The following is a 22,131-nucleotide window of genomic DNA, read 5'->3' as shown; positions in this document are numbered from 1 at the left end:
TACAAAAATTAGAAATGAGAGGAGCGGTACATGAAGAAGTCAACATTGGCGTTGGCCGTGGCTGTAGCTGCGATTGCCCAACAGGCAAACTCCGCCGGTTTTATCGATGACAGCAAGGTTACGCTGGGGCTGCGTAACTTTTACATCAACACTGATAACCGTGACTCCGCTGCTGGCACTGCAGCCAACAAGCGCGCCGGTGTTCAGAGCAAGCAAGAAGAATGGGGCCAAGGCTTCGATCTGCGCTTCATCTCCGGTTTCACCCAGGGCACCGTCGGCTTCGGTCTCGATGCTATCGGCCTGCTGGGCGTGCGTCTGGATTCGGGCGGCGGCACCAACGGCGCCACTGCCAGTTCCTACGGCGGCACTGTGTTCCCGAGCAAGTCCAACGGCGAAGCTGTTGATAACTACTCGAGCCTGGGCCTGACTGCCAAAGCCAAGATCTCTCAAACCGAATTGAAGCTGGGTACTCTGCAACCCAAGCTGCCGGTTATCGTGACCAACGACGGTCGTCTGCTGCCGCAGACCTTCCAGGGTGGCCAGATCACTTCGAACGATATCAAAGACCTGACGCTGGTTGCCGGTCAGATCGAAAAGGCCAAAGGTCGTAACTCCAGCAACGTTGACAACCTGTCCATTTCGGGTGCAAACAGCCGTGGCGCCAGCTGGCGTGACAGCAACAAGTTCTACTTCGCCGGTGGTGATTACAAGATCACCAAGGACCTGACGGCTCAGTACTACTACGGCAACCTGGAAGATTTCTACAAGCAGCACTTCCTGGGTCTGACCCACAACTGGGCTATCGGCCCGGGTGTACTGAAATCTGACCTGCGTTATTTCAACAGCTCCGATGACGGTAAGAACGGCAACGAATCCGCCTACTTCTCTTCGGGCAACTACAGCGGCGTCAACTCCGGTCGCGGCAAGGTCGATAACAACCTGTACAGCGGCCTGTTCCTGTACACCGTTGCCGGCCACACCTTCGGTGGTGGTTACCAGGTCAGCAACGGTAGCAGCGACTTCCCTTGGTTGAACCAGGGCGACGGTTCGTCTGCCTACATCACCACTGACATGCAGATCGCCAAGTTCGCCCGTGCCGGCGAACGCACCTGGCAAGCTCGTTACGCTTATGACTTCGCCAAGGTTGGCGTGCCTGGCTTGACCGCCGGTGTCGTGTACCTCAAAGGTACTGATATCGATACCGTCAACGGCAGCCGTGCCGAGTTCACTGGCCAGTCCGAGTGGGAACGTGACATCACTGTTGCCTACGTGATCCCAGAAGGCCCGCTGAAAAACCTCGGTGTCGCCTGGAAAAACGCTATGTGGCGCAACGATGTCGCTGCCGCGCGCGATCAAGACGAAAACCGCGTAATCGTCAGCTACAGCTACGCGTTCAAGTAACTGCGTTAAGCCTTGCCCGGCGCAATGCCGGGCAAGGTATGTTGCTTTCAGGTCGGGCTCAACCCCCGCAAGCCCTCCCCGAATCCCCTCTTTGTACAGCGTCTCAAGGCCTTCTCGAACCTTGGATTCAATGGTGCTCCTCGGCCGTTGCGGCGTCCAATGAACAGATTTTTAATATTTCCTTATCGTCTAAATAAATCGATATTTATTCTTTTTAAATAATCATCAACCCATGCACAGTGGGCTCCATAAGCACTCATCAGGAGCCACACCATGAGCCTAAGATTGGGCGACATCGCCCCCGACTTCGAACAGGATTCCAGCGCCGGCACCATTCGTTTCCACGAATGGCTGGGCGACAGCTGGGGCGTGTTGTTTTCCCATCCGGCCGACTTCACCCCGGTGTGCACCACCGAGCTGGGCTTCACCGCCAAGCTCAAGGACGAATTCGCCAGGCGCGGCGTCAAGGCGATCGCCCTGTCAGTCGACCCGGTGGACTCGCACCACAAGTGGATCGAAGACATCAACGAAACCCAGAACACCGTCGTCAACTTTCCGATCCTGGCCGATGCCGATCGCAAAGTGTCGGACCTCTACGACCTGATCCACCCGAACGCCAGTGACACCCTCACGGTGCGGTCGTTGTTCGTGATTGACCCGAACAAAAAGATTCGCCTGACCATCACCTACCCGGCCAGCACCGGCCGTAACTTCCACGAAATTCTGCGGGTCATTGATTCGCTGCAATTGACCGACAACCACAAGGTCGCCACGCCCGCCAACTGGCAGGACGGTGATGAAGTGGTGATCGTGCCGTCGCTCAAGGACGAGGAAGAGATCAAGAAGCGCTTTCCCAAGGGATATCGCGCGGTGAAGCCGTATCTGCGGCTTACCCCACAGCCTAACCGTTAAGGCTGAGACCGCCATCGCGGGCAAGCCCGGCTCCCACAGTGGGCGCATTCCCCTGTGGGAGCCGGGCTTGCCCGCGATGGCGCCGGTACATACACCACACATTCTGGATTGAAACCGAATCACACAGCAGGGGTTTTCAGGCCGTTTCGACGGCCTTTTTTTTCGCCCGCAGATCTATAAAGCGCATATTCTTTTTAAGAATAAACAAATGAAAAAATGAGATTTATAGATATATAAATCTGCTGCTAAGGTCTCTCCATCCTGGCGCCATCGCCACACCGCAAACCGCTGACACTTGCTCAAGGAATACCTGCATGCTGGTCGTAACACTTGGAGGCAGCCCCAGCCAGCGTTCGCGCTCCGGGGTCTTGCTGGATAAATCCCGTCAGTGGCTGCAAGACAAAGGCGTGGAAGTGGTGAGTTATCAGATACGGGACTTCCCGGCCGAAGACTTGCTGCACGCCCGCTTTGACAGCCCCAAAGTCATCGACCTGCTGCAACAAGTGGCCAATGCCGACGGCCTGGTGATCGCCACGCCGGTGTACAAGGCCTCGTTTTCCGGCGCGTTGAAAACCGTGCTGGATTTGCTGCCCGAACGCGCCCTGGCCCACAAGATCGTGCTGCCAATGGCCACCGGCGGCAGCATCGCCCACATGCTGGCGGTGGATTACGCCTTGAAGCCGGTGCTGTCTGCCCTGAAAGCCGAGGAGTTGCTCCACGGGATCTTTGCTGAAGACACCCAGATCGCCTACGCCGAAGGCAGTGCCCAGGCGCAACTGGTGCCAGTGCTTGAACACCGTTTGCACGACGCCCTGGAAACCTTCTACAGCGCCATGGCCCGTCGCCCTAAACCGCTGGACCCGCATGTATTGAATGAACGTTTATTGAGTGCCCGCTGGAGCATTTAAGCGCTACCCCTACATCGAGAAACACTCACCTTACTCAGCCGCCAACGGCCAAGCAGGTGCAGCCAACCCCCTCATCGCACTATTTGGAGAGAGCGCCATGCGCACTGTCATCTTGCGTCGTGGTCTGGTCGCACTGTTTGCTGCGGCTGTGTCCATCGGCGCCATTGTTCAAGCCCAGGCTGCCGAAACCCTGCGGATCGGTTATCAGAAATACGGCACGTTGGTGCTGCTCAAGGCCAAGGGTTCGCTGGAAAAGCGCCTGGCCGCCCAGGGCGTGCAAGTGCAGTGGACTGAATTCCCCGGCGGCCCGCAATTGCTCGAAGGCTTGAACGTCGGCTCAATCGATTTTGGCGTGACGGGCGAAACCCCGCCGGTCTTCGCCCAGGCGGCCGGCGCCGACCTTCTGTATGTGGCCTACGAGCCGCCAGCGCCGACCAGTGAAGCGATCCTGGTGCCGAAAGACTCGCCGATCAAATCGGTGGCCGAGCTCAAAGGCAAGAAAGTCGTTCTGAACAAAGGCTCCAACGTGCATTACCTGCTGGTGCGTGCGCTGGAAGATGCCGGCCTGCAATACACCGACGTGCAGAAGGTGTTCCTGCCGCCCGCCGATGCCCGTGCCGCGTTTGAGCGTGGCAGCGTCGACGCGTGGGTGATCTGGGACCCGTACCAGGCCGCCGCCGAGAAACAACTGCAGGCACGCACCTTGCGTGACGGCACTGGCATCGCCGACAACCATCAGTTCTACCTGGCCACCAAGCCGTACGCCGAACAACACCCTGAAGTGATCAAGGCGCTGGTGGAAGAAGTGCGCGCAGTGGGTGAATGGTCCAAGGCCAATCCGCAGGAAGTCACCGAACAAGTTGCACCGCTGCTCGGCCTGCCGGCTGACATCACGTTGACCTCGGTGAAACGCCAAGGCTACGGCGCGCTGTTTCTGACCCCGGAAGTGGTCGCCGCCCAACAGAAAATCGCTGACAGCTTTTACCAACTCAAATTGATCCCCAAGCCCTTGAGCATCAAGGACGTGATCTGGACGCCACCCGCCGCCGTCGCCACAGCGCCGTAATCCGACTTCTTCAGGAGACAACTCCATGAGCCTCAATATTTTCTGGTTCCTGCCTACCCATGGCGACGGCCACTACCTTGGCACTGCCGAGGGCGCTCGCGCCGTCGATCATGGCTACTTGCAGCAAGTCGCCCAGGCGGCTGACCGCCTTGGCTTCGGCGGCGTGCTGATCCCCACCGGGCGCTCCTGCGAAGACTCGTGGCTGGTAGCCGCCTCGCTGATCCCGGTGACCCAGCGTCTGAAATTCCTCGTCGCCCTGCGCCCCGGGATCATTTCCCCGACGGTGGCCGCGCGTCAGGCCGCGACCCTCGATCGTCTGTCTGGTGGCCGCGCGCTGTTCAACCTGGTGACCGGCGGTGACCCGGAAGAACTGGCTGGCGACGGCTTGTTCCTGAGCCACGAAGAGCGTTATCAAGCCTCCGTGGAATTCACCCGCATCTGGCGCCGCGTGCTCGAAGGCGAAACTGTGGACTACGACGGCCAGCACATCAGCGTCAAAGGCGCCAAATTGCTCTACCCGCCGATTCAGCAACCGCGCCCGCCGCTGTACTTCGGCGGTTCCTCCGAAGCGGCCCAGGACCTGGCTGCCGAACAGGTGGAAATGGTGCTGACCTGGGGCGAGCCACCGGCCGCCGTTGCTGAAAAGATCGAACAGGTGCGCGCCAAAGCCGCGAAACTAGGGCGCACTGTGCGCTTCGGCATACGCCTGCACGTGATCGTGCGTGAAACCAACGCCGAAGCCTGGCAAGCCGCCGACAAACTGATCTCCCATGTGGATGATGAAACCATCGCCCGCGCCCAGGCCTCGCTGTCGCGCTTTGACTCGGTGGGCCAGCAGCGTATGGCCGCCTTGCACGGCGGTAGCCGCGACAATCTGGAGGTCAGCCCCAACCTGTGGGCTGGCGTTGGGCTGGTGCGTGGCGGTGCCGGTACGGCGCTGGTGGGCGATGGCCCAACCGTCGCTGCGCGCGTCAATGAATACGCAGCGCTGGGCATCGACACATTTATCTTCTCCGGTTACCCACACCTGGAAGAGTCGTACCGGGTTGCCGAGCTGTTGTTCCCCCATCTGGATATCGAACGCCCGGAGCTGCCAAAAGGCGCGGGCTATGTCAGCCCGTTCGGCGAAATGGTCGCCAACGATATCCTTCCCAAAGCTGCGTCACAGAGCTGAGGCGCTGTCATGAATGTGGAAAAACTGAGCCATCGCGTAGCGCCTTGGGTGCTGCCGATTTTATTGCTGGCGGTGTGGCAGTTGTCGGTGTCGGCAGGCTGGTTGTCGACGCGCATTCTGCCGGCGCCCAGTGCCGTGATTGAAGCCGGGGTTAACCTGGTACGCACCGGCGAAATCTGGACGCACTTGGCCATCAGCGGCTGGCGTGCGGGGCTGGGGTTTGCGATCGGTGGCAGCATCGGTCTGATTCTGGGCTTTATCACCGGCTTGTCGACGTGGGGCGAACGCCTGCTCGACAGCTCGGTGCAGATGATTCGCAACGTGCCGCACCTGGCGCTGATTCCACTGGTGATCCTGTGGTTCGGCATCGACGAAACCGCAAAGATTTTCCTGGTTGCCCTCGGCACGCTGTTCCCGATTTACCTGAACACCTACCACGGCATCCGCAACGTCGACCCGGCGCTGGTGGAAATGTCGCGCAGCTACGGCTTGTCCGGCTTCAGCCTGTTCCGTCAGGTGATCCTGCCGGGTGCGCTGCCGTCGATCCTGGTGGGCGTGCGTTTTGCGCTGGGCTTCATGTGGCTGACGCTGATCGTGGCGGAAACCATCTCGGCCAGCTCCGGCATCGGTTACCTGGCGATGAATGCGCGTGAATTCCTGCAAACCGATGTCGTCGTCCTCGCCATTGTTATGTACGCGATCCTCGGCAAGCTCGCCGACCTCGCCGCCCGTGGCCTTGAGCGTGTGTGGCTGCGCTGGCACCCGGCTTACCAAGTGAATAAGGGAGGTGCGGCATGACCGCTCAACAACCTCCGCGCCTGCTTAAAGGCATCCCGCTGGCGGTGCGCAAATTGCGTAAGGCCTTTGGTGCGCGGGAAGTGCTCAAGGAGATTGATCTGCATATTCCGGCGGGCCAGTTCGTGGCCGTGGTCGGTCGCAGTGGCTGCGGCAAAAGTACCTTGCTGCGCTTGCTGGCCGGCCTGGACAAAGCCAGCGGCGGCGAGCTGCTGGCGGGTTCCGCGCCGCTGAGTGACGCAATTGAAGACACGCGGTTGATGTTCCAGGAAGCGCGTTTGCTGCCGTGGAAAAAGATCATCGACAACGTCGGCCTTGGCCTCAAGGGCGATTGGCGTCCCAAGGCATTGGAAGCACTTGAAGCCGTCGGCCTGGCCGAACGTGCCAATGAATGGCCGGCGGCCTTGTCCGGTGGCCAGAAGCAGCGTGTGGCCCTGGCGCGCGCATTGATTCATCAGCCGCGCCTGTTGCTGCTCGACGAGCCACTGGGCGCGCTGGATGCCCTGACCCGCATCGAGATGCAGCAACTGATTGAAAAGCTCTGGCGCAAGCACGGCTTCACCGTGTTGCTGGTCACCCATGACGTCAGCGAGGCCGTGGCCATCGCCGACCGGGTGATCCTGATCGAAGACGGCGAAATTGGCCTGGACCTCATTGTCGACCTGCCGCGCCCACGCGCCCGAGGCTCACATCGCCTGGCTGCGCTGGAGGCCGAAGTGCTCAACCGTGTGCTGTCGTTGCCAGGCTCGCCGCCGGAACCCGAACCTGTTTCACCGCTGCCTACGCAACTGCGTTGGGCTCAATAACTCACTTGCCCCCTGAAGGAAGAAGACCATGACTATTAAAGCCATCAACGTGCGTAACCAGTTCAAAGGCACCATCAAGGAAATCGTCGAAGGCGACGTGCTGTCGGAAATCGACGTGCAGACCGCGTCCGGCATCGTGACTTCGGTGATCACTACTCGCTCGGTGAAAGAGTTGGAGTTGGTGATTGGCAGTGAAGTGATTGCCTTTGTTAAGTCCACTGAGGTGTCGATCGCCAAGTTGTGATTTGCGTTGCTCTTGAGGCCGCCATCGCAGGCAAGCCAGCTCCCACACTTTGAACTGTGAATACTTTCAATTGTGGGAGCTGGCTTGCCTGCGATGGGGCCTTCAGCGCGCAGCCACCCGCTTGGGCAGATACGCCGGCAAATAAAGCCCCACATACGCATCAAACACCCGCATGCCTTCCTCGGCCATGCGCGCTGTGATCTGCCCGTGCTGATGTATAGAGCGCGCGTACACGCGGTCGCTCAACTCCAGCGCCAACGCAAACACATCCACATCGCTTGGCAACGTCGGCACTTCAAAGTGGCGGCTGAACACCGCCAGCATCAGATCCCCCAACTCCAGATCATGCTGACGGTCCGCCTGGGTCACTTCGGTCAGCCCGTGCTGCGCCAGGATCAACTGCCGCGCGGCGGCGTCGTGCTCGTAGATCGCGAGCATGCGCTGTTCGACGATGCAGGACAGGTCGCGCCATTGCTTGAGCGAGTCATGGTCGATAGGCGCCTTAATCGCCGCGCGAAACGCTGCGTGTACAGCCGCCGTCAACGCCTCGAGCAACGCCGGCACGCTGGCGAAAAAGTGGTACACCGATGACGGCGGTATCTGCGCGCGTTCCGCCACACTGTAGATCGACAAACTCGCCACGCCTTCGGCCGCCAGCAAGGTGCGGGCGGCGTCGAGGATCGCGTCGATCCGGGCCTGGCTGCGAGCGCGGGGTTTGCGAGGGGCGGCGGGGCGGGTGGTCATGGAAGTCTCCTACAAGGCAGCGGGCATTGTATGAGCAGGGAGGTGTGTTGTCTGCCAGGGCGCCTTCGCAGGCGAGCCAGCTCCCACATTTTGATCTGTGAACACATTCAAGTGTGGGAGCTGGCTTGCCTGCGATGAAGTCACCTCAATCCCACTGAAGAAACCCATAAAAAATGCCGCAGGCCATAAGCCTGCGGCATTTTTTATTGCTGCAACCGCTTACACGGTATGCAGGTACCAGTTGTACTCAAGGTCGGAGATGGAGTGTTCGAACTCTTCCAGCTCACTTTCCTTACAGGCGACGAAGATATCGATGTATTTAGGATCGATGTACTTGGCCATCACCTCGCTGTCGTCCAACTCGCGCAGGGCATCGCGCAGGTTGTTCGGCAGGCTTTGTTCGTTCTGCTCGTAGCTGTTGCCTTCCACCGGTGCGCCAGGCTCGATCTTGTTGGTCAGGCCGTGATGCACGCCTGCCAACACCGAAGCCATCAGCAGGTAAGGGTTGGCGTCGGCGCCGGCCACACGGTGTTCGATACGCACCGAATCGGCTGTGCCGGTCGGTACGCGAATCGCCACGGTGCGGTTGTCCAGGCCCCAGCACGGCGAGTTCGGCACGTAGAACTGTGCACCGAAACGACGGTAGGAGTTGACGTTGGGGCACAGGAACGCCATTTGGGCGGGCAGGGTCTCGAGCACACCGCCGATCGCGTGACGCAATGCGGCGTTCTGCTCGGGATCCTCGCTGGCAAAGATGTTCTTGCCGTCTTTGTCCAGGATCGAAATGTGTACGTGCAAACCGTTGCCTGCCTGGCCCGGATAAGGCTTGGCCATGAAGGTGGTGTCCATCTCATGGTCGTAGGCGATGTTCTTGATCAGGCGCTTGAGCAGTACCGCGTAGTCGCATGCCTTGATCGGATCGGCGACGTGGTGCAGGTTCACTTCGAACTGCGCCGGGGCACTTTCCTTCACGATGGCGTCGGCCGGGATGCCTTGCTCTTTGGCACCTTCCAGAATGTCCTGGAGGCAGTCGACGTATTCGTCGAGGTCGTCGATCAGGTAAACCTGAGTCGAATGCGGGCGTTTGCCGGAGATCGGCGAGCGGGGCGGTTGTGGGCGGCCGTTTACGTTCTCCTGGTCGATCAGGTAGAACTCAAGCTCAAAGGCGGCGCAAATGGTCAGACCAAGGTCGTCAAATTTGCTTACAACTTGGCGGAGGACTTCGCGAGGATCGGCGAAGAAAGGTTCACCTTCCAGTTCGTGCATGGTCATCAGCAGTTGCGCGGTTGGGCGCTTTTGCCAAGGCTCGTTGCACAGGGTGTCGGGGATTGGATAACAGATTCGGTCAGCATCACCGATGTCCAGACCCAGGCCGGTGCTTTCCACCGTCGAGCCGTTGATATCCAGGGCAAATAAAGAGGCAGGCAGGTTAATGCCCTTCTCGTAAACCTTGTGGAGGCTGGTGCGTTCGATGCGCTTGCCGCGCACCACACCATTCATATCCGCAATTAGAAGGTCTACGTACAGAACCTCAGGATGATCCTTAAGGAACGCGTTCGCTTCGTTAAGCTGAACGGCACGCGGGGGTACCGACATGATGCAACACCTTTGTTGTTAAAAATATCAATCATTGATCTTTTCTGGTTTCAGTCAACCCGAACGGCATGCCGAAGTCAAGCGAGGCCTTTTTTGCCCTAAAAAAGCACCGCGAGGCCTTTTTTGGGGCTTTTTGGGGCAAATTTTTGGGTTTGAAGGCCTTGGGACTAGCAGGCTTGAGCGGGCCGTGTTGTATTTTTTACGGGGGTGTTGTGTAAAAAAATGAACAAGGCTAAGCTCGATTCAAACCCATAACAGCAATAATACCGGGGTGCTTCATGTCTCGCCTGCCGCCACTCGGCGTCTCGATCTGTGCCTTACGGGCCTTGCCTTCAGTCCCCGTCTCATCTATTCGCGTTGCGGCACCGGTCAATATTCTTGACGGTCCAGCCGATCGTTCCTGTATCGCGTCATCCTCCTCAAGCCTGCCCATCGAAGCGCGCCCGTCCAGGCAGTTGCTCATGATTCTGCACGGCTTTTGCTTGATGAGTGCAACACCACCACAAATGGCAGGTAAGCTCCTGCCTTGAACGACAAAACGACGCGGATGCTGCGTCAACCAACGCCTGACCTTTAATGGATGTCAGGAAACACAGCCCAGAGGCATTTATGAGTAACAACCTCGACCAGCTCACCGATTGGTTGAAAGACCACAAGATCACAGAAGTCGAATGCATGATTGGCGACCTCACGGGCATCACCCGGGGCAAAATCTCGCCGACCAACAAGTTCATCGCCGAAAAAGGCATGCGCCTGCCCGAGAGCGTTCTGTTGCAGACCGTGACCGGCGACTATGTCGAAGACGACATTTATTACGAACTGCTCGACCCGGCCGACATCGACATGATCTGCCGCCCCGACCAGAACGCGGTGTTCCTGGTGCCGTGGGCCATCGAGCCGACGGCCCAGGTGATCCACGACACCTACGACAAGCAAGGCAACCCGATCGAGCTGTCGCCGCGCAACGTGCTCAAGAAAGTGCTCAAGCTCTATGCCGAGAAAGGCTGGCAGCCTATCGTCGCGCCGGAGATGGAGTTCTACCTGACCAAGCGCTGCGAAGACCCGGACTTCCCGCTGCAACCGCCGATTGGCCGTTCCGGTCGCCCGGAGACCGGTCGCCAGTCCTTCTCTATAGAAGCCGCCAACGAATTCGACCCGCTGTTCGAAGACGTCTACGACTGGTGCGAACTGCAGGAGCTGGACCTCGACACGCTGATCCACGAGGACGGCACGGCGCAGATGGAAATCAACTTCCGTCACGGCGATGCCTTGTCCCTGGCCGACCAGATTCTGGTGTTCAAACGCACCATGCGCGAAGCCGCGCTCAAGCACAACGTGGCCGCCACCTTCATGGCCAAGCCCATGACCGGCGAGCCGGGCAGTGCGATGCACTTGCACCAGAGCATCATCGACATCGCCACCGGCAAAAACGTCTTCTCCAATGAAGATGGGAGCATGAGCCAGCTGTTCCTTAATCACATCGGCGGCCTGCAGAAATTCATCCCCGAATTGCTGCCGCTGTTTGCCCCTAACGTGAACTCGTTCCGCCGCTTCCTGCCCGACACCTCGGCGCCGGTGAACGTGGAATGGGGCGAAGAAAACCGCACCGTGGGCCTGCGTGTACCGGATGCCGGCCCGCAGAACCGTCGCGTGGAAAACCGCTTGCCGGGCGCCGATGCCAACCCGTACCTGGCGATTGCCGCCAGCCTGCTGTGCGGCTACATCGGCATGGTTGAAGGCCATGAGCCGAGCGCGCCGGTGGTGGGTCGCGGTTACGAGCGCCGCAACCTGCGCTTGCCGTTGACCATCGAAGACGCGCTGGAACGCATGGAAAACAGCAAGACCATCGAGAAATACCTGGGTCAGAAATTCATCACGGGCTACGTCGCGGTCAAGCGGGCCGAGCATGAAAACTTCAAGCGCGTGATCAGTTCGTGGGAGCGGGAATTCCTGCTCTTCGCCGTCTGATGCGCCAGGCGGGCCGTGGGAACGGCTCGCCCTCACCTGAAACATCTAGGAGATTGGTATGTCCAGCAACAACCCGCAAACCCGTGAATGGCAAGCCTTGAGCAGCGATCATCACTTGGCGCCGTTCAGCGATTTCAAGCAATTGAAAGAGAAGGGCCCACGGATCATCACCAAAGCCCACGGCGTTTACCTGTGGGACAGCGAAGGCAACAAGATCCTCGATGGCATGGCCGGCCTGTGGTGCGTGGCGATCGGTTACGGTCGCGATGAACTGGCAGACGCCGCCGCCAAACAGATGAAAGAACTGCCGTACTACAACCTGTTCTTCCAGACCGCTCACCCGCCGGTGCTGGAACTGGCAAAAGCTATTTCCGATGTCGCACCGGCGGGCATGAACCACGTGTTCTTCACCGGTTCCGGCTCCGAAGGCAACGACACCATGTTGCGTATGGTCCGCCACTACTGGGCGATCAAGGGCCAGCCAAACAAGAAAACCATCATCAGCCGCAAGAATGGCTACCACGGCTCCACCGTGGCCGGTGCCAGCCTGGGCGGCATGACGTATATGCATGAACAGGGCGACCTGCCGATCCCGGGCATCACCCATATCGCCCAGCCGTACTGGTACGGCGAAGGTGGCGACATGAGCCCCGAAGCGTTCGGCGTGTGGGCGGCCAACCAACTGGAAGAGAAAATTCTGGAAGTCGGCGTGGACAACGTCGGGGCCTTTATTGCCGAGCCGATCCAGGGTGCCGGTGGTGTGATCGTGCCGCCCGACAGCTACTGGCCGCGTATCAAGGAAATCCTCGCCAAATACGACATCCTGTTCGTGGCTGACGAAGTGATCTGCGGTTTCGGCCGTACCGGTGAGTGGTTCGGCAGCGACTTCTACGACCTCAAGCCGCACATGATGACCATCGCCAAGGGCCTGACCTCGGGCTACATCCCGATGGGTGGCCTGATCGTGCGCGACGACGTGGTTGCCGTGCTCAATGAAGGCGGTGATTTCAACCATGGCTTTACCTACTCCGGTCACCCGGTGGCGGCAGCGGTAGCCCTGGAAAACATCCGCATCCTGCGCGATGAAAAAATCGTCAGCCGCGTTCACGACGAAACGGCACCGTATTTGCAGAACCGTCTGAGGGAACTGGCTGATCACCCGCTGGTGGGTGAAGTTCGCGGCGTAGGCATGCTTGGGGCGATTGAGCTGGTGCAGGACAAGGCCACGCGCAAACGTTACGAAGGGAAGGGCGCAGGCATGATCTGCCGCACGTTCTGCTTCGAGAATGGCCTGATCATGCGCGCCGTAGGCGACACCATGATCATTTCGCCGCCGCTGGTGATCAGCAAGGCTGAAATCGACGAGCTGGTGACTAAGGCTCGCCAGTGCCTGGACCTTACTTTGGCGGCATTGCAGGGCTAAATGCTAGGCTCAGTGCGCAGCGGCTTCGGGCGCTGCGTCCGGGCAGTTGTATACAGGCAGGCTTTGGTTGAAAGCCTGCCTGCGAACTTGCCAGACTGTCGCCCTGTTTTGCTGCCCTTTGGAAGGGCCGTGAGACGACTAAAGAACGTGGCCCAAAAAAAGAAAGAATTGGAGCATCACCAAATGAAGGCATTAGGTTTGAAGAACGCTGGCAAGACCCTCCTCGCCTTGTCCCTGATGGGCGCAATGGCGGGCGCGGCCCAGGCAGACGATAAAGTGCTGCACGTTTACAACTGGTCCGACTACATTGCACCGGACACCATCGCCAACTTTGAAAAAGAGTCGGGCATCAAAGTGGTGTACGACGTTTTCGACAGCAACGAAACCCTGGAGGCCAAGCTGCTGGCAGGCAAGTCCGGTTACGACATTGTCGTGCCGTCGAACAACTTCCTCGCCAAGCAGATCAAGGCCGGTGTCTATCAGGAGCTGGACAAGTCCAAGCTGTCCAACTACGACAACCTGAACAAATCCCTGCTTAAAGCCGTGTCGGTCAGCGACCCGGACAATAAGCACGCCTTCCCGTACATGTGGGGCTCGATCGGCATCGGCTACAACCCGGAAAAGGTCAAGGCTGCGCTGGGCGTGGACAAGATCGACTCGTGGGACGTGCTGCTCAAGCCTGAGAACATTGCCAAGCTGAAAAGCTGTGGCGTGAGCTTCCTCGATTCGCCAACCGAAATGCTGCCCATCGCGCTGCACTACCTGGGCCTGCCGACCGACAGCCAGAAGAAAGCCGACCTCAAGCAAGCTGAAGACCTGTTCCTCAAGATCCGTCCTTCGATTGGCTACTTCCACTCGTCCAAGTACATCTCCGACCTGGCCAACGGCAACATCTGCGTCGCCGTGGGTTACTCGGGTGATATCCAGCAGGCCAAGTCCCGCGCGGCTGAAGCCGGTGGCAAGGTCAAAGTGGCCTACGACATTCCGAAAGAAGGTGCTGGCAGCTTCTATGACATGGTCGCCATCCCTAAAGATGCCGAAAACGTCGAAGCCGCCTACAAGTTCATGAACTACCTGCTTGAGCCAAAAGTGATGGCTGCGATCACCGACAGCGTGCGTTTCCCGAACGGTAACGAGAAAGCCACTCCATTGGTCGACAAGGACATCACCAGCGACCCGGGCATTTACCCGCCAGCCGATGTGCAGGCCAAGCTCTACGCCATTGCTGACTTGCCGGCTGCGACCCAGCGTGAAATGACACGCAGCTGGACCAAGATCAAATCGGGCAAGTAAGCCTTAAAACCTGTGGGCGGGGCAGTTTGACTGCCCCTCCCACACATTAAATGACAGAAAGTTTTGCCGGATCGGTTTATCGAGGGTAAGTTGCGCGCCGGTTTTGTTGCCGGGAGACAACTTCGGGCCCAACTAGTTAAAAGGACCTTCACGTGCCAATTTCTTTTTTTCGCCAGGCCATGCTGGTGGGTGCAGGTATCACGCTGGCTCTCAGCGTGCAGGCTGCACCGACTGTGCATATTTATAACTGGTCGGACTACATCGGCCCCGAGACGCTGGCCAACTTCGAAAAGGCCACGGGCATCAAGCCGGTCTATGACGTGTTCGATTCCAATGAAACCCTGGAAGGCAAGTTGCTCGCCGGGCGTACGGGTTACGACGTGGTCGTGCCGTCCAACCACTTCCTCGGCAAGCAGATCAAGGCCGGGGCGTTCCAGAAGCTCGACAAGTCGTTGCTGACGAACTATTCCAACCTCGACCCGGCGCTGCTCAAGCGTCTGGAGAAGAACGACCCGGGTAACCAATACTCCGTGCCGTACCTGTGGGGCACCAACGGCATTGGTTACAACGTCGACAAAGTCAAAGAAGTGCTGGGCATCGACCACATCGATTCCTGGGCGGTGCTGTTCGAACCGGAAAACATGAAGAAGCTCGCCACGTGCGGCGTGTCGTTCATGGACTCGGCGGATGAAATGCTGCCGGCGGTGCTTAACTACATGGGTCTGAACCCCAACAGCACCAACCCGGACGACTACAAAAAGGCTGAAGAAAAACTGCTGAAAGTGCGGCCTTACGTGACCTACTTCCATTCCTCCAAATACATCTCGGACCTGGCCAACGGCAACATTTGCGTGGCGGCCGGTTTCTCCGGAGATGTGTTCCAGGCCAAGGCCCGTGCGGCTGAGGCGGGTAAAGGCGTGAATATCGCCTATGCGATTCCGAAAGAGGGCGGCAACCTGTGGTTTGACGTGCTGGCGATCCCGGCGGACGCCACCAACGTCAAAGAGGCCCACGCCTACATCAACTATTTACTGCAGCCTGAGGTGATCGCTCAGGTCAGTGATTACGTCGGTTACGCCAACCCTAACCCAGGGGCGGACAAACTGATGGAGCAATCGATACGCACTAACGCAGCGGTTTACCCACCGCAGGCGGTTCTCGACCGGACATTCGTCAACTTCGAGTTACCCCCGAAAGTGCAACGCTTGATGACCCGTAGCTGGACCAAGGTCAAGACGGGCATGTAAGGCTTAAAGCTCAAACTATCCAGGGTTTGCCCGTTTTGGGCGGGCTGCACTCTTTGTTTTTGGGAGTTTCGTAAATGGCAGTTGCCTCCGGCGCCTATAAGAAAGCCCTCGAGGGCGACCAGACACCGAAAAAGGTGCTGGTCAAAATCGACCGGGTCACGAAGAAATTCGACGAGACGATTGCCGTGGACGATGTGTCCCTGGAAATCAAGAAAGGCGAAATTTTCGCCTTGCTCGGCGGTTCGGGTTCGGGCAAATCCACCCTGCTGCGCATGCTCGCAGGCTTCGAGCGCCCAACGGAAGGTCGCATTTACCTCGACGGTGTGGACATCACCGACATGCCGCCGTACGAGCGGCCGATCAACATGATGTTCCAGTCCTACGCCTTGTTCCCGCACATGACCGTGGCGCAGAACATCGCCTTCGGCCTGCAACAGGACAAGATTCCCAAGGCCGAGGTCGAGGCCCGCGTGGCCGAGATGCTCAAGCTGGTACGCATGAGCGAGTACGCCAGGCGCAAGCCGCACCAACTCTCCGGCGGGCAACGCCAGCGCGTGGCGTTGGCGCGTTCCCTGGCCAAACGCCCGAAACTGCTGCTGCTCGATGAGCCGATGGGCGCGCTGGACAAGAAGCTTCGTTCGCAGATGCAGCTGGAGCTGGTGGAGATTATCGAGCGCGTAGGCGTGACCTGCGTGATGGTGACCCACGACCAGGAAGAGGCCATGACCATGGCCGAGCGTATTGCGATCATGCACCTGGGCTGGATCGCCCAGATCGGCAGCCCGATCGATATCTACGAAACGCCTACCAGCCGCCTGGTGTGCGAGTTCATCGGCAACGTCAACATCTTCGATACCCAGGTAGTCGACGACGCCGAAGGCCACGCGGTGCTCCAGTGCCCGGACCTCGACCGCAACATCTACGTGGGTTACGGCATCGCCACCTCGGTGGAAGACAAGTCGGTGACCTACGCCATCCGCCCGGAAAAGCTGCTGGTCACCACCGAAATGCCGACCTGCGAACACAACTGGTCCACGGGCAAGGTGCACGACATCGCCTACCTGGGCGGCCACTCGGTGTTTTACGTCGAACTGCCGAGCGGCAAGCTGGTGCAGTCCTTCGTCGCCAACGCCGAGCGCCGTGGCCAACGGCCGACCTGGGGTGATCAGGTCTACGTATGGTGGGAAGACGACAGCGGCGTGGTACTTCGCTCATGAACATGAAGAAGTTTAAACGTCGCCTGCAACGAATAACGCCCGGTGGCCGGCATGTGGTCATCGGGATCCCGTTTCTCTGGCTGTTCCTGTTCTTCGCGTTGCCGTTCTTCATCGTCCTGAAAATCAGCTTTGCCGAAGCCGACGTGGCGATCCCGCCGTACACCGAGATCTACACCTTCGTTGAGCAGAAGCTGCAGTTGGTGCTCAACCTGGGCAACTACGCGATGCTCGGCGACGACGAGTTGTACATCGCCGCGTATTTGGGCTCGCTGAAAATGGCGTTCTTCAGCACGCTGTTGTGCCTGCTGATCGGCTACCCGATGGCGTACGCGATTGCCAGTGCGCGCAAAGAGATGCAGACCGTGCTGGTGCTGCTGATCATGATGCCGACCTGGACCGCGATTCTGATCCGCGTGTATGCGTGGATGGGCATCCTCAGCAACAACGGGTTACTCAATGGCTTCCTGATGTCGATGGGGCTGATCAACGAACCGCTGCAGATCCTCAACACCAACATCGCGGTGTACATCGGCGTGGTCTATTCGTACCTGCCGTTCATGATCCTGCCGCTGTACGCCAACCTGGTGAAGCATGACCAGAGCCTGCTGGAAGCCGCATCGGACCTGGGTTCGAGCACTTTCAACAGCTTCTGGAAAATCACTGTGCCGCTGTCCAAGAACGGCATCATCGCCGGCTGCATGCTGGTGTTTATCCCGGTGGTGGGCGAGTTCGTGATCCCGGAACTGCTCGGCGGTCCGGAAACCCTGATGATCGGTAAAGTGTTGTGGCAAGAATTCTTCAACAACCGTGACTGGCCGGTGGCGTCTGCCCTGGCAGTGGTGATGCTGGCGATCCTGATCGTGCCGATCATCCTGTTCAACCGCAGCCAAGCCAAAGAGATGGAGGGCAAGATATGAAGCGCTTTCGTTTCTCCAGCTTCATGCTGGTCGCAGGACTGCTGTTCATCTACCTGCCGATGTTGATCCTGGTGATCTATTCGTTCAACGAATCCAAACTGGTGACGGTGTGGGGCGGTTGGTCGATCAAGTGGTACGTGGGCCTGCTGGACAACACTCAGTTGATGGGCTCAGTGGCGCGCTCGCTGGAAATTGCCTGCTACACCGCCGTTGCGGCGGTGGCGCTGGGTACCCTGGCCGCCTTCGTGCTGACGCGCATCAGCCACTTCAAGGGCCGCACGCTGTTTGGCGGCTTGGTGACGGCGCCGTTGGTGATGCCTGAAGTGATCACCGGTCTGTCGTTGTTGCTGCTGTTCGTGGCCATGGCGCAGATGATCGGCTGGCCGCAAGAGCGTGGCATCGTCACCATCTGGATCGCCCACACCACCTTCTGTGCGGCGTATGTGGCAGTGGTGGTGTCGGCGCGTTTGCGTGAGCTGGACCTCTCGATTGAAGAAGCAGCGATGGACCTGGGGGCGCGGCCGTGGAAGGTGTTTTTCCTGATCACCATCCCGATGATCGCGCCGTCACTGGCGGCGGGCGGCATGATGTCGTTCGCGCTGTCGCTGGATGACCTGGTACTCGCCAGCTTCGTATCGGGCCCAGGCTCGACCACCTTGCCGATGGAAGTGTTCTCGGCCGTGCGTCTTGGGGTTAAACCCGAGATCAACGCCGTGGCCAGTTTGATTCTGTTGGCGGTGTCGCTGGTGACCTTCCTGGTGTGGTTCTTCAGCCGCCGTGCTGAAGAGATGCGCAAGAAAGCCATCCAGCAAGCCATCGAAGAAGCGGCAGCGGATGGCTGGCAACAGCCCGACAAGCGCCGCGCGCCTGCACCGGTCTAAAGGCCGGAACCGGGTCAACATGTGGGAGCTGGCTTGCCTGCGATAGCGGTGTATCAGTCGACAGATGAGTCGACAGATCCGGCGTCATCGCAGGCAAGCCAGCTCCCACAGTTGATGGCATTTCAGGTCAATTAAGCAGCCCAGGGCGATTTGCGGATGACTTCAACAAAGTTCATCGGCTTGAACCCCGGCTCCTGATCCACCAGCACATCCGTCTTCACGTTGCCAAACGTGGTCTGCGGACGATGGCGCAGGCCGTCGGCAAATGCGCAGATGATGCACTCCTTGAACCCTTCACCGCGTGGGTGCGCATGCACCACGGCTTCGCGCTGCACAGTGGAAAACGCGGCGTAGTCCATCCCCAGCACGTCCATTTCAACGCCGGCGGTCACCAGCGCCACGGTCGGGCGCAAGTGCTGCGGCACGCCCGGCGTGGTGTGCAGGGCAACCGACAGCCACACTTGCTCGATATCGTCATCGCTCAGCCCGTATTGCTTGAGAAAGGCTGCTGCCGCGTTGGCGCCGTCGACTTCAAAACGCTCGTTGTCACTGCGATGGCCTTCCACCAGGCCCAGGTCATGGAACATCGCGCCGACGTAAAGCAGGTCCGGGTTGTAGGCGAGCTGCTTGCGCTCACCGCTCAACGCGCCGAACAAAAACACGCGGCGGGAGTGGTGGTAGAGCAGGTCGGATTCGACGTCGCGGATGTATTCGGTGGTGGCCTTGGCCAGGGCGCTGTCCGGGATCTGGATGCCGGCGATGCTGGTGCTCATGGTCGTTCTCCTCAACAAAGCGCCGGGGGTGGCGCCGATGAGTCCAGTCTGGTCGCGCGCTTGCGAAGCGGCTATCGCGGCGAGGGTGCGATGTCGGCCAATGTGCCTTCACATCGCGCCAAAGGTGTACACGCTCAAATGTGGGAGCTGGCTTGCCTGCGATAGCATCACCTCGGTATACCTGATGTACCGAGTTGTTTGCATCGCAGGCAAGCCAGCTCCCACCGGGTTTTGGCGTTTATCCAGTTAGAGAAGGTGTGTTGTTCATGGGCAAAACCGTCGCGATCCTTATCTTCCCCGGCGTCCAGTCGCTGGACGTGACCGGCCCCATGGATGTGTTCTGCGAGGCCAACCGTTTTTTGCCGCCGCAGGATCACTACACACTGCACGTCATCGGCTTGGGCCACGGCAGTATGGCCGCCTCCAATGGTTTGTCGCTCCAGGCCCACCGTCATTACAGCGAAGCCCTGCAAGCCTATGACTTATTGCTGGTCGCGGGTGGCCCGCAGCTGCCCTTCGAAGACTTCGGCGCCCAGTTTGATGAATGGCTACGCAGCGCCACCGCCCGTGCTCAACGCTTCGGTTCTATCTGCAACGGCGCCTTCATGCTTGCGCGCGCGGGGTTGCTCGATGGAAAAACCGTCACCACCCACTGGAACGACGCCGCCGCCCTGGCGCGTGTATGCCCCACGGCGCAGGTCGATGCCGACCGCCTCTACGTGCAGGACGGCAACCTCTACACCTCGGCCGGGGTCACGGCAGGTATCGACCTGTCGCTCTACTTGCTGGCCCAGGACCACGGCCCGGAAGTCGCGCTAAGCGTGGCCAAGCGCCTGGTGGTGTTCACCCAGCGTTCGGGCGGGCAGTCGCAGTTCAGCCCGTTTCTCACCCCCCACGCCGAAACCACCTCGGCGGTAGCGCTGGTGCAGTTGTACGTGCTGGCGAACCTGACCGGGGATTTGACCATCGCCGACCTGGCCAGGGCGGCCAATATGAGCGCACGCAATTTTTCCCGGGTGTTTGCCCGAGAGGCGCGGGTTACGCCAGCGGAGTTTGTCGAGCGAGCGCGGGTAGACGCGGCGCGGGTAATGCTCGAAAGCAGCCCCGCGCCACTCAAGACCGTGGCCTATCAATGCGGCTTTCGCGACGCCCAGCACATGCGCAGTGTGTTCAGCCGCCGGCTGGGCGTGACGCCGCAACAATTCCGGCTTAATTTTGCGGCGCCGGTTTGAGCGTGTCGTAGGCTTCCAGCGCGCGCAGCGAGTAGATGTATGCCGCGCCGGCATTCAGCGAGATGGCAGTGGCGAGGGTTGCAGCCACTTCTTCGCGAGTCGCGCCGGCCTTGATCGCCGCGTCCGCATGCACGCCGATGCAACCGTCGCAGCGCGTGGTGATCGCCACTGCGATGGAAATCAGTTCACGGGTCTTGGCGTCGAGTACATTGTTTTCCTCGGCAGCTTCGCCCAGCGCCATGTAGGCTTTGACCATCTTCGGGTTGCTCTTGCCCAGCGCGCCAAAGGCTTTCTTCACGGTAGGCAGCAAGTCGGACCAGTTATTGAACATTGCGGTAACTCCTGAACAGGTTGGGTGTGAAGCCAGTCTGTGCCGTTCGGGGTTGGCGTCATTGTTCAATCCGCTCATCTTTTTGACCGATGCTCGCAAATGAATTCGATCGACACGCTTATCGCGCTGGCCAACCTGCGCGGCAGTCTGGATTTACGTTGCCGGTTCCAGGGCGACTGGGCGCTGGACCACGCGCCAGAGAACCTTGGCGTGGCGCCGTACCACATTATGCTCAGCGGCACCTGCCGCGCCGAACTCACGGGCGGGCAACACGTGACGCTGGAGGAGGGCGATATCCTGCTGATGCCCGGCGGCGCCACACATTTGCTGCGCAGCCAGGGCGCGCGCATTCGGCCGATGCAGCCGACGGTAATCGACGGCGGCGTGCTGCCGGTGCATCGTTTGGGCGGTGAACGGCCGGAAGTCGACATGCTCTGCGGCAGTTTTCACTACAACCGGCAGTCATTGTTGTTTGGGGCGTTGCCGGAGTATCTGGTGGTGTCCAGCCGCGAGTGGCAGGGCGATGGGCAGTTGGCCGCGTTGATCGCGCTGTTGCGCAGTGAAGCGGATGGGCAGCAACTGGGGGCGCGTTCTTTTATCGACGCGCTGTCGTCGGCGCTGTTTACCCTGGTGTTGCGCACCTGGCTGACCCAACAGGCGCCGGTGGCGGGCACCTTTGCATTGCTCGCCGACAAACGCTTGAGCAAAGCCTGGCAGGCGATGCTGGCCGAGCCGGGCCATGAATGGACCATCGACAGCTTGGCTGCGGCGGCCAGTATGTCGAGGGCGACGTTTATGCGGGCGTTTGTGAAGGTTGCTGGGGTGTCGCCTTGGGTGTTGTTGACGCAGTTGCGCATGGAGTTGGCGTTTAATTTGTTGCGCCAATCGCGTTTGAGTTTGATGGATATTGCGGCGCAGGTGGGGTACCAGTCGCAGGCGGCGTTTAGCAAGAAATTCAAGGAGACCTATGGCGAGGCGCCGGGGCGGTTGCGGGCGCGGTAGCTAGCTTGTAGACCTCGAGTGCATATCCGTTGTTGGGGTAACGGCTGCTTATGGTTCCGCCCTTACGGCGGGTCACTTTTGGAAGGACCGGAAGCCGGCCCAGCCAAAAGTAACCAAAAGGTCCTCGCCCCACCACTCGGCACCTCGCTGTGGCTCGGTGTGCCCGCACGCAGGCTTGAATCCGTGGGCCGCCGCGATGGG

Annotated in this window: 21 protein-coding genes; 17 read left to right on the top strand and 4 right to left on the bottom strand. The window is 59.5% G+C overall.

Translation table 11 applies throughout. The features are described 5' to 3' along the window. Positions 1–30 precede the first annotated feature (30 nt). From ACP7A2_RS22165 to ACP7A2_RS22130, 8 genes are all read left to right on the top strand, one after another. Positions 31–1,401: an OprD family porin gene (locus tag ACP7A2_RS22165; RefSeq protein WP_426135959.1), complete on the top strand. Its 1,371-nt coding sequence runs from the start codon at positions 31–33 to the stop codon at positions 1,399–1,401. Between the two features lie 273 nt (positions 1,402–1,674). Next, positions 1,675–2,313, top strand: a complete 639-nt coding sequence (locus ACP7A2_RS22160; protein ID WP_300631409.1) for a peroxiredoxin — start codon at positions 1,675–1,677, stop codon at positions 2,311–2,313. A 314-nt stretch (positions 2,314–2,627) separates the two neighbouring features. Further along, entirely contained in the window at positions 2,628–3,221 is a 594-nt protein-coding gene (gene ssuE, locus ACP7A2_RS22155; RefSeq protein WP_426135958.1) for an NADPH-dependent FMN reductase, read from the top strand. 97 nt (positions 3,222–3,318) lie between these two features. Beyond that, a complete protein-coding gene (locus ACP7A2_RS22150; protein ID WP_426135957.1) occupies positions 3,319–4,287 on the top strand; it encodes a sulfonate ABC transporter substrate-binding protein in 969 nt (322 codons plus the stop codon). Positions 4,288–4,312: 25 nt separating this feature from the next. After that, positions 4,313–5,461 (top strand): FMNH2-dependent alkanesulfonate monooxygenase, encoded by a 1,149-nt coding sequence (ssuD, locus tag ACP7A2_RS22145; RefSeq protein WP_348061473.1) that lies wholly within the window; start codon positions 4,313–4,315, stop codon positions 5,459–5,461. A gap of 9 nt (positions 5,462–5,470) precedes the next feature. Next, the gene (gene ssuC, locus ACP7A2_RS22140) at positions 5,471–6,259 is read left to right on the top strand and encodes an aliphatic sulfonate ABC transporter permease SsuC (RefSeq protein WP_426135956.1); all 789 of its coding nucleotides are present in this window, start codon (positions 5,471–5,473) and stop codon (positions 6,257–6,259) included. Further along, a complete protein-coding gene (gene ssuB, locus ACP7A2_RS22135; RefSeq protein ID WP_426135955.1) occupies positions 6,256–7,062 on the top strand; it encodes an aliphatic sulfonates ABC transporter ATP-binding protein in 807 nt (268 codons plus the stop codon). Before ssuC ends, ssuB begins: the two co-directional genes overlap by 4 nt. A gap of 28 nt (positions 7,063–7,090) precedes the next feature. Then, positions 7,091–7,306, top strand: coding sequence for a TOBE domain-containing protein (locus ACP7A2_RS22130; protein WP_003213899.1), 216 nt, complete (start codon positions 7,091–7,093; stop codon positions 7,304–7,306). A 102-nt stretch (positions 7,307–7,408) separates the two neighbouring features. On the opposite strand, the gene ACP7A2_RS22125 is transcribed toward ACP7A2_RS22130, so the two are convergent. Both ACP7A2_RS22125 and ACP7A2_RS22120 read right to left on the bottom strand, forming a co-directional pair. Then, entirely contained in the window at positions 7,409–8,050 is a 642-nt protein-coding gene (locus ACP7A2_RS22125) for a TetR/AcrR family transcriptional regulator (RefSeq protein WP_426135954.1), read from the bottom strand. 219 nt (positions 8,051–8,269) lie between these two features. Next, positions 8,270–9,646, bottom strand: a complete 1,377-nt coding sequence (locus ACP7A2_RS22120) for a glutamine synthetase family protein (protein WP_375069107.1) — start codon at positions 9,644–9,646, stop codon at positions 8,270–8,272. A gap of 609 nt (positions 9,647–10,255) precedes the next feature. Here ACP7A2_RS22120 and ACP7A2_RS22115 point away from each other — a divergent pair. The 7 genes from ACP7A2_RS22115 (at position 10,256) to ACP7A2_RS22085 (ending at position 18,592) form a co-directional block, all read left to right on the top strand. Then, complete coding sequence (locus ACP7A2_RS22115) at positions 10,256–11,614, top strand: glutamine synthetase family protein (RefSeq protein WP_426135953.1); 1,359 nt, start codon at positions 10,256–10,258, stop codon at positions 11,612–11,614. A 58-nt stretch (positions 11,615–11,672) separates the two neighbouring features. Further along, a complete protein-coding gene (locus ACP7A2_RS22110; RefSeq protein WP_375069103.1) occupies positions 11,673–13,037 on the top strand; it encodes an aspartate aminotransferase family protein in 1,365 nt (454 codons plus the stop codon). A 198-nt stretch (positions 13,038–13,235) separates the two neighbouring features. Then, the gene (locus ACP7A2_RS22105) at positions 13,236–14,330 is read left to right on the top strand and encodes a polyamine ABC transporter substrate-binding protein (RefSeq protein ID WP_426135980.1); all 1,095 of its coding nucleotides are present in this window, start codon (positions 13,236–13,238) and stop codon (positions 14,328–14,330) included. 152 nt (positions 14,331–14,482) lie between these two features. Beyond that, positions 14,483–15,577 (top strand): polyamine ABC transporter substrate-binding protein, encoded by a 1,095-nt coding sequence (locus ACP7A2_RS22100; RefSeq protein WP_348062271.1) that lies wholly within the window; start codon positions 14,483–14,485, stop codon positions 15,575–15,577. Between the two features lie 74 nt (positions 15,578–15,651). Further along, on the top strand, positions 15,652–16,794 hold the full coding sequence (locus tag ACP7A2_RS22095) for an ABC transporter ATP-binding protein (protein WP_375069099.1): 1,143 nt from the start codon (positions 15,652–15,654) through the stop codon (positions 16,792–16,794). Continuing rightward, the gene (locus ACP7A2_RS22090; RefSeq protein ID WP_078739655.1) at positions 16,791–17,711 is read left to right on the top strand and encodes an ABC transporter permease subunit; all 921 of its coding nucleotides are present in this window, start codon (positions 16,791–16,793) and stop codon (positions 17,709–17,711) included. Before ACP7A2_RS22095 ends, ACP7A2_RS22090 begins: the two co-directional genes overlap by 4 nt. Continuing rightward, positions 17,708–18,592, top strand: coding sequence for an ABC transporter permease subunit (locus ACP7A2_RS22085; RefSeq protein WP_348062456.1), 885 nt, complete (start codon positions 17,708–17,710; stop codon positions 18,590–18,592). Before ACP7A2_RS22090 ends, ACP7A2_RS22085 begins: the two co-directional genes overlap by 4 nt. Before the next feature lie 131 nt (positions 18,593–18,723). Here the strand turns inward: ACP7A2_RS22085 and ACP7A2_RS22080 are convergent, their stop codons facing one another. Next, positions 18,724–19,365 (bottom strand): HD domain-containing protein, encoded by a 642-nt coding sequence (locus ACP7A2_RS22080; protein WP_426135952.1) that lies wholly within the window; start codon positions 19,363–19,365, stop codon positions 18,724–18,726. 266 nt (positions 19,366–19,631) lie between these two features. Here ACP7A2_RS22080 and ACP7A2_RS22075 point away from each other — a divergent pair, with 266 nt between their 5' ends. Beyond that, positions 19,632–20,597, top strand: coding sequence for a GlxA family transcriptional regulator (locus tag ACP7A2_RS22075; RefSeq protein WP_426135951.1), 966 nt, complete (start codon positions 19,632–19,634; stop codon positions 20,595–20,597). Here ACP7A2_RS22075 and ACP7A2_RS22070 read toward each other — a convergent pair. Continuing rightward, a complete protein-coding gene (locus ACP7A2_RS22070) occupies positions 20,575–20,928 on the bottom strand; it encodes a carboxymuconolactone decarboxylase family protein (RefSeq protein WP_003176771.1) in 354 nt (117 codons plus the stop codon). The genes ACP7A2_RS22075 and ACP7A2_RS22070 overlap by 23 nt on opposite strands. Before the next feature lie 99 nt (positions 20,929–21,027). Here ACP7A2_RS22070 and ACP7A2_RS22065 point away from each other — a divergent pair, with 99 nt between their 5' ends. Next, positions 21,028–21,930 carry an AraC family transcriptional regulator gene (locus tag ACP7A2_RS22065; protein WP_426135950.1) on the top strand — a complete coding sequence of 301 codons (903 nt, stop codon included), beginning with the start codon at positions 21,028–21,030 and terminating at the stop codon, positions 21,928–21,930. The last annotated feature ends 201 nt before the right edge of the window (positions 21,931–22,131 follow it).

The sequence above is a fragment of the Pseudomonas sp. PWP3-1b2 genome (assembly GCF_049896045.1).
GTDB classification, from domain to species: Bacteria; Pseudomonadota; Gammaproteobacteria; order Pseudomonadales; family Pseudomonadaceae; genus Aquipseudomonas; species Aquipseudomonas antarctica_B.
The sequence above is the reverse complement of the archived record's forward strand: the minus strand, read 5'-3'. Positions and strand labels throughout refer to the sequence as shown.